The organism is Massilia sp. UYP32 (genome assembly GCF_050434365.1).
Taxonomy (GTDB): domain Bacteria; phylum Pseudomonadota; class Gammaproteobacteria; order Burkholderiales; family Burkholderiaceae_D; genus Telluria; species Telluria timonae.
On record NZ_JBNDIK010000012.1, the window covers coordinates 82,892 to 97,059 of the forward strand.

15 protein-coding genes are annotated in these 14,168 nt (G+C 64.5%); 6 read left to right on the forward strand and 9 right to left on the reverse strand.

Going from position 1 to position 14,168, the window contains the following annotated elements; translation table 11 throughout:
* Positions 1–179: 179 nt before the first annotated feature.
* The gene (gene mutS / locus ABIB42_RS11280) at positions 180–2,816 is read left to right on the forward strand and encodes a DNA mismatch repair protein MutS (RefSeq protein ID WP_429248368.1); all 2,637 of its coding nucleotides are present in this window, start codon (positions 180–182) and stop codon (positions 2,814–2,816) included.
* On the forward strand, positions 2,816–3,781 hold the full coding sequence (locus ABIB42_RS11285; protein WP_005662764.1) for a hypothetical protein: 966 nt from the start codon (positions 2,816–2,818) through the stop codon (positions 3,779–3,781). The genes mutS and ABIB42_RS11285 overlap by 1 nt, the downstream gene beginning before the upstream one ends.
* 46 nt (positions 3,782–3,827) lie before the next feature.
* On the opposite strand, the gene ABIB42_RS11290 is transcribed toward ABIB42_RS11285, so the two are convergent.
* Positions 3,828–4,361: an FKBP-type peptidyl-prolyl cis-trans isomerase gene (locus tag ABIB42_RS11290; RefSeq protein WP_005662765.1), complete on the reverse strand. Its 534-nt coding sequence runs from the start codon at positions 4,359–4,361 to the stop codon at positions 3,828–3,830.
* A 77-nt stretch (positions 4,362–4,438) separates the two neighbouring features.
* On the opposite strand from ABIB42_RS11290, the gene ABIB42_RS11295 reads away from it, so the two are divergent.
* The 3 genes from ABIB42_RS11295 (at position 4,439) to ABIB42_RS11305 (ending at position 6,625) form a co-directional block, all read left to right on the forward strand.
* Entirely contained in the window at positions 4,439–5,560 is a 1,122-nt protein-coding gene (locus ABIB42_RS11295) for a cupin domain-containing protein (protein ID WP_005662766.1), read from the forward strand.
* A gap of 14 nt (positions 5,561–5,574) precedes the next feature.
* Positions 5,575–6,054, forward strand: a complete 480-nt coding sequence (locus tag ABIB42_RS11300) for a hypothetical protein (RefSeq protein ID WP_184239260.1) — start codon at positions 5,575–5,577, stop codon at positions 6,052–6,054.
* A gap of 292 nt (positions 6,055–6,346) precedes the next feature.
* Entirely contained in the window at positions 6,347–6,625 is a 279-nt protein-coding gene (locus tag ABIB42_RS11305) for a hypothetical protein (protein WP_081589823.1), read from the forward strand.
* A gap of 136 nt (positions 6,626–6,761) precedes the next feature.
* Here ABIB42_RS11305 and bamC read toward each other — a convergent pair whose 3' ends face one another.
* The 8 genes from bamC to ABIB42_RS11345 all read right to left on the reverse strand — a co-directional run bounded on the left by bamC (position 6,762) and on the right by ABIB42_RS11345 (position 13,428).
* A complete protein-coding gene (bamC, locus tag ABIB42_RS11310) occupies positions 6,762–7,964 on the reverse strand; it encodes an outer membrane protein assembly factor BamC (RefSeq protein WP_005662770.1) in 1,203 nt (400 codons plus the stop codon).
* Positions 7,965–8,010: 46 nt separating this feature from the next.
* Positions 8,011–8,889 (reverse strand): 4-hydroxy-tetrahydrodipicolinate synthase, encoded by an 879-nt coding sequence (dapA, locus tag ABIB42_RS11315; RefSeq protein ID WP_005662772.1) that lies wholly within the window; start codon positions 8,887–8,889, stop codon positions 8,011–8,013.
* Positions 8,890–8,942: 53 nt separating this feature from the next.
* Positions 8,943–9,512, reverse strand: a complete 570-nt coding sequence (locus tag ABIB42_RS11320; protein WP_429248394.1) for a class I SAM-dependent methyltransferase — start codon at positions 9,510–9,512, stop codon at positions 8,943–8,945.
* Between the two features lie 31 nt (positions 9,513–9,543).
* Entirely contained in the window at positions 9,544–10,197 is a 654-nt protein-coding gene (locus ABIB42_RS11325; protein WP_429248369.1) for a site-2 protease family protein, read from the reverse strand.
* A 63-nt stretch (positions 10,198–10,260) separates the two neighbouring features.
* The gene (locus ABIB42_RS11330; protein ID WP_429248370.1) at positions 10,261–10,884 is read right to left on the reverse strand and encodes an L-threonylcarbamoyladenylate synthase; all 624 of its coding nucleotides are present in this window, start codon (positions 10,882–10,884) and stop codon (positions 10,261–10,263) included.
* Positions 10,885–10,902: 18 nt separating this feature from the next.
* Positions 10,903–11,778 (reverse strand): protease HtpX, encoded by an 876-nt coding sequence (htpX, locus tag ABIB42_RS11335; RefSeq protein WP_005662780.1) that lies wholly within the window; start codon positions 11,776–11,778, stop codon positions 10,903–10,905.
* 104 nt (positions 11,779–11,882) lie between these two features.
* Positions 11,883–12,995 (reverse strand): extracellular catalytic domain type 1 short-chain-length polyhydroxyalkanoate depolymerase, encoded by a 1,113-nt coding sequence (locus ABIB42_RS11340; RefSeq protein ID WP_429248371.1) that lies wholly within the window; start codon positions 12,993–12,995, stop codon positions 11,883–11,885.
* A gap of 1 nt (position 12,996) precedes the next feature.
* Positions 12,997–13,428 carry a hypothetical protein gene (locus ABIB42_RS11345; RefSeq protein WP_005662784.1) on the reverse strand — a complete coding sequence of 144 codons (432 nt, stop codon included), beginning with the start codon at positions 13,426–13,428 and terminating at the stop codon, positions 12,997–12,999.
* A 281-nt stretch (positions 13,429–13,709) separates the two neighbouring features.
* On the opposite strand from ABIB42_RS11345, the gene ABIB42_RS11350 reads away from it, so the two are divergent.
* The gene (locus ABIB42_RS11350) at positions 13,710–14,168 is read left to right on the forward strand and encodes a hypothetical protein (RefSeq protein ID WP_005662786.1); all 459 of its coding nucleotides are present in this window, start codon (positions 13,710–13,712) and stop codon (positions 14,166–14,168) included.

Genomic DNA, 14,168 nt, shown 5'->3' on the forward strand with positions numbered 1-14,168 from the left:
GCCAGCGGGGGACTAAGATTTATTATATCTAAGTTGCGTGCACTTTAGTTCCCCTCCCGCACCCTGAAAGCTCGGGGAACACTAGGGCAAATAGAGGCAACTTAGGGCAAACCAAGGAATCGAATTTTGCGCAAGTCGTTGAAATATATGGATATTAGCTACAACAGGAACTGGAAACGATGAGCGCAGTTTTGAAAAGTCAGCTCACGCCGATGATGCAGCAATACATGAGCATCAAGGCAAATTATCCGACCATGCTGGTGTTCTACCGCATGGGCGACTTCTACGAGCTGTTCTTCGACGACGCCGAGAAAGCCTCGCGCGTGCTGGGCATCACCCTCACCGCGCGCGGCAAGTCGGGCGACCAGCCGATCAAGATGGCCGGCGTGCCCTTCCATTCGCTGGACGGCTACCTGGCCAAGCTGGTCAAGCTGGGCGAATCCTGCGCCATCTGCGAGCAGATCGGCGACCCGGCCCTGTCGAAGGGTCCGGTCGAACGCAAGGTGGTGCGCGTGGTCACCCCCGGCACCCTGACCGATTCCGACCTGCTGCCCGAAAAGGCCGAACGCCCGCTGCTGGCGCTGTGCCTGATCAACCAACGCAAGACCGTCACCGCAGGTCTCGCCTGGCTGTCGCTCGCCAGCGGCAACCTGCGCCTGATGGAATTCTCGGGCGACGCGCGCGCCGTCGAACAGCGCCTGGCGCACGAACTCGAACGCATCTCGCCGGCCGAGATACTGCGCGCCGATTGCGCCGACATGTTCGAGACTGATGGTTCCAATGCCCACCTCCAGCGTGTGCCCGAATGGCATTTCGACGTGCTCAAGGGCCACGGCGCCCTGCTCGAGCAACTGGGCGTGGCCACCCTCACCGGCTTCGGCGCCGACGGCATGGGCGCCGCCTTCGGCGCGGCCGGCGCGCTGCTGCGCTATGCGCAATCGACGCAAGGCCGCGGCCTGCAGCACGTGCGCGGCCTCGCCTGCGAAACCGAGAATGAATACATCGGCCTGGACGCCGCCACCCGCCGCAACCTGGAACTCACCGAGACCATCCGCGGCCAGGAGTCGCCGACGCTGTTCTCGCTGCTGGACGGCTGCCGCACCGCGATGGGCTCGCGCCTGCTGCGCCACTGGCTGCACCATGCGCGCCGCGACCAATCCGTGGCGCGCAGCCGCCACCAGTCGATCGCAGCGCTGATCCAGGCCGAGGCCATTGATGCGCTGTCGTCGACCCTGGCCCAGGTGCCGGACATCGAACGCATCACGACGCGCGTGGCGCTGCTCACCGCGCGCCCGCGCGACCTGGCCGCCCTGCGCGATGGACTGAAAGCCCTGCCGGTGGTGCGCGAACAGGTGGCGCGCTGCTTCGTCCCAGGCGACACCTGCCTGCTGCGCGAGATCCACGACGACCTGGCCACGCCGGGCGAATGCGTCGACCTGCTCACGCGGGCCGTGATGGAGGAACCCGCCGCGATGGTGCGCGACGGCGGCGTGTTCGCGCGCGGCTTCGACGCCGAACTCGATGAACTGCGCGCGCTGTCCGAGAACGCCGGCCAGTTCCTGGTCGACCTCGAGACGCGCGAGCGCGCCCGCACCGGCATCGCCAACCTGCGGGTCGAGTACAACAAGGTGCACGGCTTCTACATCGAAGTCACCAACGGCCAGGCCGACAAGGTGCCGGACGACTACCGCCGCCGCCAGACCCTCAAGAACTGCGAACGCTACATCACGCCCGAACTGAAGGCCTTCGAAGACAAGGCCCTGTCGGCGCAAGACCGCGCGCTGGCGCGCGAAAAAATCCTGTACGACCAGCTGCTGGCCGACCTGGCGCCGCACATCGGCGTTCTACAGACCATCGCGCGCGCGCTGGCCCAGGTCGACGTGCTGGTGGCCCTGTCGAGCCACGCGCTGCGCCATAACTGGTGCGCGCCGGTCCTGAGCGACGCGCCGTGCCTCACCATCGTCGAAGGCCGCCATCCGGTGGTGGAAAACCAGATCGAGCGCTTCATCGCCAACGACTGCAAGCTGTCCAACGACAGGCGCCTGCTGTTGATCACCGGCCCGAACATGGGCGGTAAATCGACCTTCATGCGCCAGGTGGCCCTGATCACCCTGCTGGCCTACGTCGGCAGCTACGTGCCGGCCACCAGTGCCACGATCGGCCCGATCGACCGCATCTTCACCCGCATCGGCGCCAGCGACGACCTGGCCAACGGCCGCTCGACCTTCATGGTCGAGATGACCGAATCGGCCGCGATCCTGAACGGCGCCACCGAGCACTCGCTGGTGCTGATGGACGAAGTCGGCCGCGGCACCTCGACCTTCGACGGCCTGGCGCTGGCCTGGGCGATCGCGCGCCACCTGATCGACACCAGCCGCAGCTTCACGCTGTTCGCGACCCACTACTTCGAGCTGACCCAGCTGCCCGAGACCTATCCGAGCGCCGCCAACGTGCACCTGTCGGCGGTCGAGCACAAGGACAGCATCGTGTTCCTGCACGCGGTGCAGGACGGCCCCGCCTCGCAGAGCTACGGCCTGCAGGTGGCGCAGCTGGCGGGCGTGCCGCAACCGGTGATCAAGGCCGCGCGCAAGCACCTGGCGCGCCTCGAAGCGCAGGCGCTGGATGCGACGCCGCAGCTCGACCTTTTCGCGGCGCCAGTTGCCGAGGAAGAGATCGGCGAGGCGCCGGCGCCGGCGCTTGCGGCGGAACCACAAGACGACGGCCTGCGCGACGCGCTCGACGCGATCGATCCGGACGCGCTCACGCCGCGCGAAGCGCTCGAACGTCTCTACGAGCTCAAGCGCCTCGCCGCCTGATGCAAGCACGGCGCCGATCACTGCTGCTGGCAGCCCTCCTGTCCTTCACGTCGCTCGCCGGCGCCAGGGACAAGGTGGACAAGGCAGACAACAGCGCGCACCGGTTCGCGGTGATCGGCAACAGCGCAGGCAGCCAGGGCGACGACGACGGCGAGGCGCGCCTGAAACAGACGCTGGCCGATTCGTCCGAAAAATCGCTGGCCTTCGTCGTCATCAACGGCATCAAGGGCGAGAAGGAAAGCTGCGGCGACCGGCTGTATCAGCAGCGGCGCGACATCATCGAGCGCGCCCGGCGGCCGACCATCGTGTCGCTGGCCGGCAGCGACTGGACCGCCTGCCGCAACTCGGCCAACCGCACCAATGCGATCGAGCGCCTCAATCGCCTGCGCGAACTGTTCCACGGCGAGCCGGAGTCGCTGGGCCGCGTGAAGATCCACCTCACCCAGTTGTCGGCCAGCCCGCGTTTTCGCAGCTACGCCGAGAATGCGCACTGGAAGGTAGGCAAGGTGCTGTACGCCACCATCAATCTCCCGGCCAACAATAACCACTACCTGGAGGCGGCCGGCCGCAACAGCGAGTACGAAGACCGGACGGTCGCCAACCGCTTCTGGCTGAACCGCCTGTTCGCGATCGCGCGCAGCGACAAGGCCGAGGCGCTGGTGCTGTTTTCGGAAGGCGCGGTGCGGCCGTTCTATCTGGACCAGCCGGCGGGACTACGTGGTCTGCTGCGGCGCGATCCGGTGGAGAAGGACGGGTTCGAGGCGGTGCGACGCCAGGTGCAAGCGCGTGCGGTCAAGTTCGAGGGCAAGGTGCTGCTGGTCGACAGCGGCACGCCGCACGGCAAGAAGCCCGGGATCGAGTGGAAGGACAACCTGGGACAGCTGTCGGTGGGGACGAAGGCGGTCGAGGTGAACGTGAAGTTCGGAAAAGAAGCGACGTTCGCGGTCGAAGACGCGAAGCAATGAGCATCCGCGGCCCTGCATGACGCAGGGACCGCGAACGTATCCGTGATTACTGCAGCGGCTGGCTACGGAAGTGGTCGCCTTCTTCGCTGTCATCCATCTCGTGATGATGACCGCCGGCGCCATGCACGTGGCCGTGCTGGATTTCCTCGGCGGTGGCCGCGCGCACGTCGATCACCGACAGCTCGAAGCGCAGCGCCATGCCGGCCAGCGGGTGGTTGCCGTCCAGGACCACCTTGTCTTCGGCGATCTCGGTCACGGTGAAGATCACCGGCTCGTCGTCGCCGCCTTCGGCCACGCCTTCGAACTGCATGCCGACTTCGATCGGCTCCGGCAGGCGCGCGCGGTCTTCGACCTTGACCAGCTCTGGCTCGTAGTCGCCAAACGCATCGTCCGGTTCCACCTGGATCGTCGACGAATAACCGACTTCCTTGCCGTCGAGCTCTTCTTCGATCTTTGGCAGGGTGTTTTCGTAGCCGCCGTGCAGGTAAACCATCGGCTGCACGCCTTCTTCGATCAGGTTGTTCTGGGCATCCGACAGCTTGTAGTTAACCGTCACGACCGTGTCTTTGGCAATCTTCATCGCACATCCTTTCGTTGTAAGGCTCGGATTATACCCCCGATGGGTTCCGTGACTTGTCCGGCTGGTTATAATGACGCATGAAAAAATTACCGCTTCTCGGGAATATCACTCCCGCCGAGTTTCTGCGCGATTATTGGCACAAGAAACCGCTTCTGATCCGTGGCGCCATCCCCGGCTTCAAGCCCCTGCTCAAATTCGAAAAGCTGGCCGAGATGGCGCGCCAGAATCACGTCGAATCGCGCCTGGTCACCCAGAAGGACGGCAACTGGGACATGCAGCACGGTCCCCTGGCCGAGCTCCCTGCGCGCACCGAACCGAACTGGACGATGCTGGTCCAGGGCGTGAACCTCTACGACGAGCGCGCCGACGAGCTGCTGCGCCAGTTCCGCTTCGTGCCCGATGCCCGCCTGGACGACCTGATGGTCAGCTTCGCCACCGACGGCGCCGGCGTCGGTCCCCACTATGACTCGTATGACGTATTCCTTCTGCAGGCCCACGGCAAGCGCCGCTGGAAGATCGGTTCGCAGCAAGACCTGACCCTGGTCGAAGGCTTGCCGCTCAAGATCCTGGCCAATTTCAAGCCCGAAGAAGAATTCGTGCTCGAGCCGGGCGATATGCTGTACCTGCCGCCGCATTATGCCCACGACGGCATTGCCGAAGGCGAATGCATGACGTATTCGATCGGTTTCCGCTCGCCTTCGTTCCAGGAACTGGGCGAAGCCTTCCTGCAATTCATGGCCGATTCCATCGATTTGCCGGGCCGTTATGGCGATCCGGAATTGAAACCAGCCAAGAATCCGGCCGAGATTCCGCGCGATATGCTCGACACCGTCACCGAAGAATTGAACAAGGTGCGCTGGGACCAGGAAGACGTGACCGTCTTCCTGGGCGAAACCATGTCCGAGCCGAAGCACAATGTGTTCTTCACCGGTCCGGCGAAACCGCTGACCGTGGGCCGCTTCATGGAAAGCGCCGCCAAGCGCGGCATCAAGCTGTCCAGCAAGTCCCTGATGCTGTACCGCGGCAAGCATGTCTTCATCAACGGCGAATCGTTCGCCGTCGGCCGCGCCGACAAGGTGGTGCTGGACGTGCTGGCCAACGAGCGCCGCATTGATGGCGCCGTGCTGGACAAGGCCACCGACGACGTGCTCGAAGCCCTGTACACCTGGTATCAGGACGGCTGGGTCGAGCTGGGCTGAAGGACGAGGTGTCGGTGAGCGAACCACGCACGATTGCCTTCGACACCCGTCTCGACTGCGAGACGCACTTTCTCGCTTGCATCGAAGCGGCACAGGCCACCCTGGTCGTTGTCGATCCGGATGCCGCGGTCTTTCCACTCGGCAGCACCAGGACCGATACCGCGCTGCGGGCCTTTCTTGCCCGCGGCGGCCGGCTGCGCCTGGCGCTGCACGATCCCTCCCACGTCGAGCTCCACTATCCGCGCTTCTTGCGCCTGCTACGCGACTACAGCCACCTGTGCGAGTGCCGGCAAACGCCACGCAGCCTGCGCCAGCTCACCGATTCCTTCTGTATCGGCGATGAGCGGCACATCGTACGCCGCTTCCACAGCGACCACATGCGTGGCGAAGCGGCCTTCGCCCATCCTGCCGCCTGCGAACTGTCTCAACACCGCTTCGAGGCGATCTGGCAAGAGTCACATCTCGTATTGCAAACGTCCACTACTGGCTTATGAGCAGCCTCAATCGCTGACTGAAAAACGCCACATAGTTACATATTGCCGTGTTTCTTAGCCACGTTGCATCTTGTAACAATATGAAGCTTATTCGCCCGCAAATTTCTTTCGCTACGGCATGTGTTCGCTATTGCGAAACAGTAAAATTGTCTATAATATCAATCAGGAAGGTTCCGTTGCGTCTATGGCGTTAACGCTATTTGTGAAGGCACGAGAATTCCACAGAGAAATAATTACCGGTAATTATTAATCGCAACAAGTGTTCGACTCTTGTAAATACTAAGGAAAAATCATGAAAAAAACCCTGCTGATCGCCTCCCTGTTCGCTGTGACCCTGGCTGCTTGCGCTAAGAAAGAAGAAGCGCCAGTCGCACCAGCTGCTACCGAAACCCCAGCAGCTGCTGCACCAGCTGACGCAACCGCAACCCCAGCTGCTGACGCAACCGCACCAGCTGCTGCTGACGCTGCTGCCGCTGACGCTGCTGCTGCTGCAACCACCGCAACCGACGCTGCTGCTGCTGCTCAGACCTCGGCTGACCAGGCTGCTGACGCTGCTGCTACCACCAAGTAATTCGTTACTTCGGTAAGAAGAACCGGTCTGCGGACCGGTTTTTTTTCGCCTGTCGATATCACGACGGGGGCGATATCAGGTCGCCCCATGAAAAAACCGGCCACGCAGGCCGGTTTTTTCATGCACGAGGAGAAGGTTACTTCAGCTCGGTATGCAGCAGGTTCAGGATCTTGCCCGCGGTCGGCGAGGTATCCGCCTGGCCTTCGTTGTTCTGCACCGTGACCTTGCTGACGTTAGCGCCCTGCTCGGTCTTGACCAGCACGCGGTAGCGCTGGGCTTCCTTGAGCTCGTCTTCCGACTTGCCGCCCCACGAGAACAGGCGCTTGAAGAAGCCTTCCTTCTGCTCGGCCGCGTCCGGATCGACGTAGCGCACGAAGTAGATGCCCTGCACGCGATCGCGGTCTTCGACGGTGAAGCCAACGCGGTCGAGCGCCAGGCCGACGCGGCGCCAGGCGCGGTCGAAGCCTTCGTCGACCTCGACCGTGTCGCCCACCAGCTTGGCGTGCTGCGGCGCCACCGGTGCGTTGGCGACCGTCGCTTCGGCCGTCGCCACTTCCTTGCTGCCGGTCAGCATCGCGACCATGCGGCCCAGGAATTGCGATTCCAGGCCCGGATCGTTCGGGCGCGAAGTCCAGGTGGTGGTTTCGTTCTGCGGGCCGGTCAGGACTTCCTCGGCGCCGCGGTGGCTGACCCAGACCTCGGTCGAGCCGTCCGGCAGGCGCTCGAGGCGGGTGCGGAACTTGTCGCGCTCGCCAGTCGAGTAGGCGCGGTCGAACACGCGGCCGATGGCGTTACGGATGAAGTCTTGCGGGATCTTCGAACGGTTCTCGACCCAGGCGGTTTCCATGGTGCCGGTCGTGGACGACTCGGTCTCGATGGCGAAGCCCTGCTCTTCCCAGAACTGGCGCAGCTGCGGCCACAGTTGTTCCGGGGTCTGCTTGACCACCAGCCAGCGCTGGTCGCCGTTGCGCTGCACGCTGACGGCGTCGGTCGAGATCGGGCCGATCTGCTGGTTGCTCGCCACGGCGCCAGGCACGAAGCCGCCGCCCGTGCCGGCGGCAGCGGCCGCCTGGCCGGATGCGGTGGCGACGCCACGGCCGTCAGGGATGGCGTAGCGGTTGTCGCGCTGCAGCTTGGTCAGATCGGGCGGCACGTCCAGCGGCGCGGCTTTCTTGGCGCCCTTGTAGTCGACCTTGTCGCCTTCGAAGATGGTGGTGCAGGCCGCCAGGCTGAAAGCGAGCGCGGTCAGCGTCAGCACGCGCGCGGCAGCAGGAGCGGAAACCAGGGGCGAGAAGTTGGAACGCGCGGAGTTGAATCCCGAGTACTTGCTTTTAGTCATGTCGTTCGATATCAGGTCAGGAACCCGAACCCTTGCGGGCCCGGGATTAGGAATGAACGCCGGCTTCCACCAGGGCGGCGCGCACGGTCTCGTGGTACTGGGCGGACAGCGGCGCGAGCGGCAGGCGCAGGCCGGCCGGCATCTTGCCCATGTCGGCCAGCGCCCACTTTACCGGCACCGGGTTCGGTTCGACGAACAGCTTGCCGTGCAGGCCGAGCACGCGGTTGTTGATCTCGACCGCACGGGCGACGTCGCCGGCCATCGCCGCCACGCACAGCTCATGCATCGCGCGCGGGGCGACGTTGGCCGTCACCGAGATATTGCCGGCGCCGCCGCAGAACATCAGGGTCATCGCGCTCGGATCATCGCCCGAATAGACGGCGAACGATTTGTCGACCATCTTGAGCAGCTCGATGCCGCGGCCGATATTGCCGGTGGCGTCCTTGATGCCGACGATGTTCTCGATCGGCGCCAGGCGCGCGACGGTCTCGTTGGCCATGTCGGCCACGGTACGGCCCGGCACGTTGTACAGGATGATCGGCAGGTCCACGCTTTCCGCGATGGCGCGGAAATGGCGGTACATGCCCTCTTGCGTCGGACGGTTGTAATAGGGAACGACCTGCAGCGAGGCGTCGGCGCCGCATTCCTTCGCATGGCGGGTCAGCGCGATCGCTTCCGCGGTCGAGTTGCCGCCGGTGCCTGCGATGACCGGGATGCGGCCGGCGACGTGATCGACGGCCAGCTTGACGAGTTCGCAATGCTCTTCCGGCGACACGGTGGCGGATTCGCCCGTCGTGCCCACGATGACGATCGCGTCCGTGCCTTCCGCGACGTGCCAGTCGATCAGCTTGCGCAAGGAATCGCGGTCAAGACTGCCGTCTTCGAACATCGGAGTGACGAGTGCTACGATACTGCCCTTAATCATAATCTTGGCCGTGCCATTCAATAAAAAATCTGATTGTAGCGGATAGCCCGCCGCTATGGTTCATTCCTGACCACAATATGGTCGAGCCGGGCCTCGGTTTTGGCAAATGCCGGACCGGCCGCGCACAGGCGCTGCACCTGGGCCGGATGCGGCCGTTCCACATGGCCATCCTCGTAGGCCAGCACCTGCAATCCACCGTCTTGCGCCAGCCCCAGCAACTCGCCGGGCGCCAGCAGGAAGGCGGGATTCGATGGCTTGCCGTAGATCTGGTTGCCTTGCGCAAAGGTTTCGTAGATCAGGATGCCGTCCGGCCGCAGGCTGGCCGCGAGCTGCGCGAACAAGGGCCGGTGCAGGTAATTGGTGACCACGATCGCCGAGAAACGTCCCGCCTCGAAGGGCCAGGGCGAACCCTCGGCCTCGAGGTCATAGGCCATGGTCGTGACGTTGTGGCCGGCGCTGGCGGCCAGCGCTTCGGGCTTGAGGTCCAGCGCCAGCACCTTCTGGCCGCGCGCCGCCAAGAGGCGCGTGTGGCGGCCATTGCCGCACGCCAAGTCGAGCGCCTCGCCCGGCGGCGCCAGGGAAACGAAGCGTTCCACCCACGGCGACGGCGGCAGAGTCTGCATGTTCACGCGTGGCGCGTCGACTGGCATGGCGTCAGAACAGCACGAAAGTGAACGGCAGGACCATGATGTCCACGATCCAGCGGCCCAGTTGCATCACCGGCACCACCCAGTAGCCCACCAGTTGCAGGAACACCAGGCCAAGCACGATGAAGAAGCCGTAGGGCTCGATGCGAGCGAATTTCCAGGCCAGGCTGTTGGGCAGCATGCTGGTCAGCACCCGGCCGCCGTCCAGCGGCGGGATCGGCAGCAGGTTGAAGGCCATGATCAACAGGTTCGTGAGGATGCCGGCTTCGGCCATGCGGCGCGGAAACGCCTCGCTGACGCCGAAGAACACCAGCAGCGCCGCGAACAGCAGCCACAGCGCGGCCATGATGAGGTTGGCGATGGGGCCGGCCAGTGCGACCCAGGCCATGTCGCGCTTCGGATTGCGCAGGCGGCCGAACTCGACCGGCACCGGCTTGGCGTAGCCGAACACGAAGGGCGTGAACAGGTACATCATGATGGGGATCACGATGGTGCCCCAGATGTCGACGTGCACCAGCGGATTCAGGCTCATGCGGCCCTGGGAATAGGCGGTGTTGTCACCGAAATATTTGGCAGCGTAGGCGTGGGCGGCTTCGTGCAGGGTAATCGCAAAAAGGACGGGCAGCGCGTAGACGGCGATGTTGCGTATCGTTTCATCCATAAGGGGGATTCTATCAGAGGGCGGTACGCACTTGTCCTGTGGAATTCTTAAGCCAGCATTACCTTACAGGCCGAAAGCGGCCGGATCGCCCCTGCCTTCGCGCACCAGCTCCGGTTCAGGGCCGGTGAGGTCGATGATGGTGGTCGCCTCCAGCAAGCCGGCGCCGCCGTCGATGATCAGCTCGATCTGCTTTTCCAGGCGTTCGCGCACTTCTTCCGGGTCGGACAGCATGTGGTCGTCGCCCGGCAGCTGCAGGGTGGTGCCGATCAGCGGCTCGCCCAGTTCTTCGAGCAACGCCAGCGTGATGCGGTTCTCGGGCACGCGCAGGCCGATGGTCTTGCGCGACGGGTGCGACAGCCGGCGCGGCAGTTCGCGCGTCGCCTCGAGAATCACCGTGTACGGACCCGGCATCGTGGCCTTGAGCAGGCGATATTGTGAGTTGTCCACGCGCGCATATTGCGCGACCTCGGACAGGTCGCGCACCAGCAGGGTCAGGTGGTGCTTGTCGTCGACGCCGCGGATGCGGCGCAGCTTGTCGACTGCCGCCTTGTCGTCCAGGCGGCATACCAGCGCATAGGCGGAATCGGTCGGCAGGGCGACGATGCCGCCGCTGCTGACGATCTGCGCCGCCTGCTTGATCAGGCGGGCCTGGGGATTCTCGGGGTGGATCTGGAAATATTGGCCCATCTAAACGTCCTTGATTGATTAGCGCAGTTGCTGGAGCGCGGCGATACGCTGCTCCATCGGCGGGTGGGTCGAGAACAGCGCGCCCCAGCCGCCGCCGCTGCCGGAAATGCCCGACGCCGCCATCGTCTTCGGCAGCGCGCCCGGCGCGAAGCCGCCCAGGCGGGCCAGCGCATGCTGCATCGGCACCGGGCTGCCCATCAGTTTGGCGGCGCCGGCGTCGGCGCGGAACTCGCGCTGGCGCGAGAACCAGGCAACGATGATCGAGGCCAGCAGGCCGAACAGGATCTCGAGCACGAACACACTCGCGTAATAACCGATGCCGGGGCCCTCGCCCTCCTTGCGGAACAATACCTTGTCGACGAAGAAACCGACCACACGCGCGAGGAACACGACGAAGGTGTTGACCACGCCCTGGATCAGGGTCAGGGTGACCATGTCGCCGTTGGCGATGTGGGCCACCTCGTGGCCGAGGACGGCTTCGACCTCGTCCTGGTTCATGCTCTGCAGCAAACCAGTGGAGACGGCGACCAGCGCCGAGTTTTTAAACGCGCCGGTGGCGAAAGCGTTCGGCTCGCCGTCATACACGGCGACTTCGGGCATGCCGATGCCGGCGCGCTCGGACAGGCGGCGCACGGTCTGCACCAGCCATTGCTCGGTGGCGTTGGCCGGCTGCTCGATGACGCGCGCGCCGGTCGACCACTTGGCCATCGGTTTGCTCATCAGGAGCGAGATGAAGGCGCCGGTGAAGCCGATCACCACCGACAACACGGCCAGTTCGCCGACATTGATGCCCTGCGCCGAGACACCTCGGCCCAGGCCGAACAGATTGATCACCAGCGTCAGCACCAGCACGACGGCAAGGTTGGTGGCAAGGAACAGAACAACACGCTTCATGGCAGACATCTCCAGTGAGTTCATGACAGGATGCCAAGATTGGGCTGGACCAGCGAAAAATCAAGGGCACAGCCATTAGCGGACCGGGCCGTGGCGCCTGGGCATTATCTTTGCAGGAAGAAGCGCAGCATCTCGCGCGAGGCGCAGGGGCCGAGCGCATCGGTGTGCGAGCCGGCCGCATCGCCGCCCGCCCAGGTGTGGCCGGCGCCATGCACGATCCAGTGTTCCGCCATCGCCCGTCCCTCCTCGTCGCGCCAGATGCGCTGGGTAGCGCGGCGTCCGCCCTGCGTGGATGCCGTTTCGCTCGCATGCAGCGGCGTGGCGCGCAGGCCGGCGTGGGCGCCGACGAACTGCTTCAGCACCGCTTCGCCGTTGCCCGGATCGACCACGTGGTCGGCGTCGCCATGGAAGACGATCACCGGCACCGCCTCGCGCAGGCTGCGCGCGCGGCCCGGTTTCTTCATGGCTTGCAGGCCCGTGATCATGTCGCGCGCGCTGCCCGCCGGCAAGCCCGAATGGACGCCGATCGCGGCGAACAGTTCCGGATACTCGGCGCCGAGCACCGCCGCCATCGCGCCGCCGGCCGACATGCCGGCCACGAACACCTGCGACGGCTCGGCATCGTATTCCCGCACCACCTGGCGCGTCATGCCGGCGAGGATGCCGGGCTCGCCCGCGTCGCGCGCCTGGTGGCCCGGCTCGAACCAGTTCCAGCAGTGGGAACGGTTGGCGCGGCCATCCTGCTCGGGGTACAGCACCAGGAAGCCGAACTCTTCGGCCAGCGCGTTCATGCCGGTGCCCACCGCGAAGTCGTCCGGGTTCTGCGTGCAGCCGTGCAGCATGACGACCAGCGGCCGGCGGCCCTCGGCCGGTTTCGCGGGAATGTACAGCTTGTAGCGGCGGCTGCCCGCTTCGCCGCCGTGGCTGCCGGCGATGAAGCGGCCGGGCGCCGTTTTCCTGGACGCCGGTTGGCGGGCAGCGGGCCGGGGCGGGACGGAGCGCCCGGTCGTATGCCGGCTCCAGTCGGGCGCCGGGTTCAGGTCGACGAATTCCGGCTGGCGCGCAAACGCGCTGGCCGACGGGTGCGCCTCCGGGGTGGCGAGGCCCGCCTGCGCCAGCGCCTGCTGGATCACGGCGGTCGCTCCGGACACATCCTTGGCGCGCGCCAGGCGCGCCGATTCCAGCATCTGGCCGATAAAACGATCGAGGTTTTTCATGTCAACTCCCATAACGGGTGTAAATGCGGTCTGCCAGCGCTTGCCGGACCGCCGGAGCGGCAACGAAGGCGCCAAGCACGTGGATCGAGGCGATCGCCTGGACGGCAAGCTCGACCGGGACGTCGTCTTCGATCACGGCCAAACCCAGCACATTGATTTCAAGCTGCTCCCCCTGAGCCACGACCTGCTCGAGTTCGCGCAGCGAATAACGGTGCAAGCCCATGACGTAGCGCTTGCGCACGACGGCCTGGCGGATCACGTCGGCATGTTGCTGCAACAGGTTGCGAATTGCCGCGCGGACGAGGTCGGTACGATTGGAATAAAAACCTTCATCGACCAGCAGGTCGACCTGGGCCAGGTCGACCAGGCCGACATTCACGGTGACCTTGTCGCTGTCTGGCAGCCTTGCTTGTGAAAGTGCGCGCTTTGCCATCCCCACATACTCCTCTTATACTCCAATTGGAGTATCCTATGCCGATAACCGGTGGCGTACAAGCTTTTTCTGGCGCTGCACCGGTCCCCGCGTGCCAGCGGCGCAACATCGTCCTGCGCGCGGCATCGAGTGCATTACTGGTGTTCCGCTGAGCGAAAGTTCCTGGAGCCGGTTGGCGTTGTGAGAGGAATCAAGGTCGCACTCTCTCCTGCATACGCTGTATTGAAGTGCGTCGAGCGGTCCATTAGGCTCTCCTTATCACGTCACTCCGGGGGCTAATCATGGACTGCAAGTCGACTGATCGCATTGCCTTCAAGCAGCAGCTATTTGCCCGTGAAGAACTTTCCCGACGCTGGCCGGCACTGAACAAATACATCAGTTCCACGACCGCGCTCGAAGCGGCCTATGTCAACACCGAACAGCTGGTGGGCAACCGCCTCGACATCTCTCGCGGCACCGCCCAGGAAGCACTCGACTTCTACAACAAGGTGGTGCAAGACGGCCGCTATATCGATCGCCTGCTCGAAGCGCCGCAAGAAGTGGCCGAGAAACTGAAATTGCCGCTGTCCAAAGAAGCCATCGAACGGCTGGTCACCGTCAACCAATTGCTTCCACCCGGAAGCACGGTGATGAACATCGCCGTCGTGGCCGTCGCCGTGGCCGTGACCGTCGTGATCGTCAAGGGCATCGATCCGCTGGAAGAACTCGTCATCGACCAGCGCGGCCTGGTGAGACTGTAG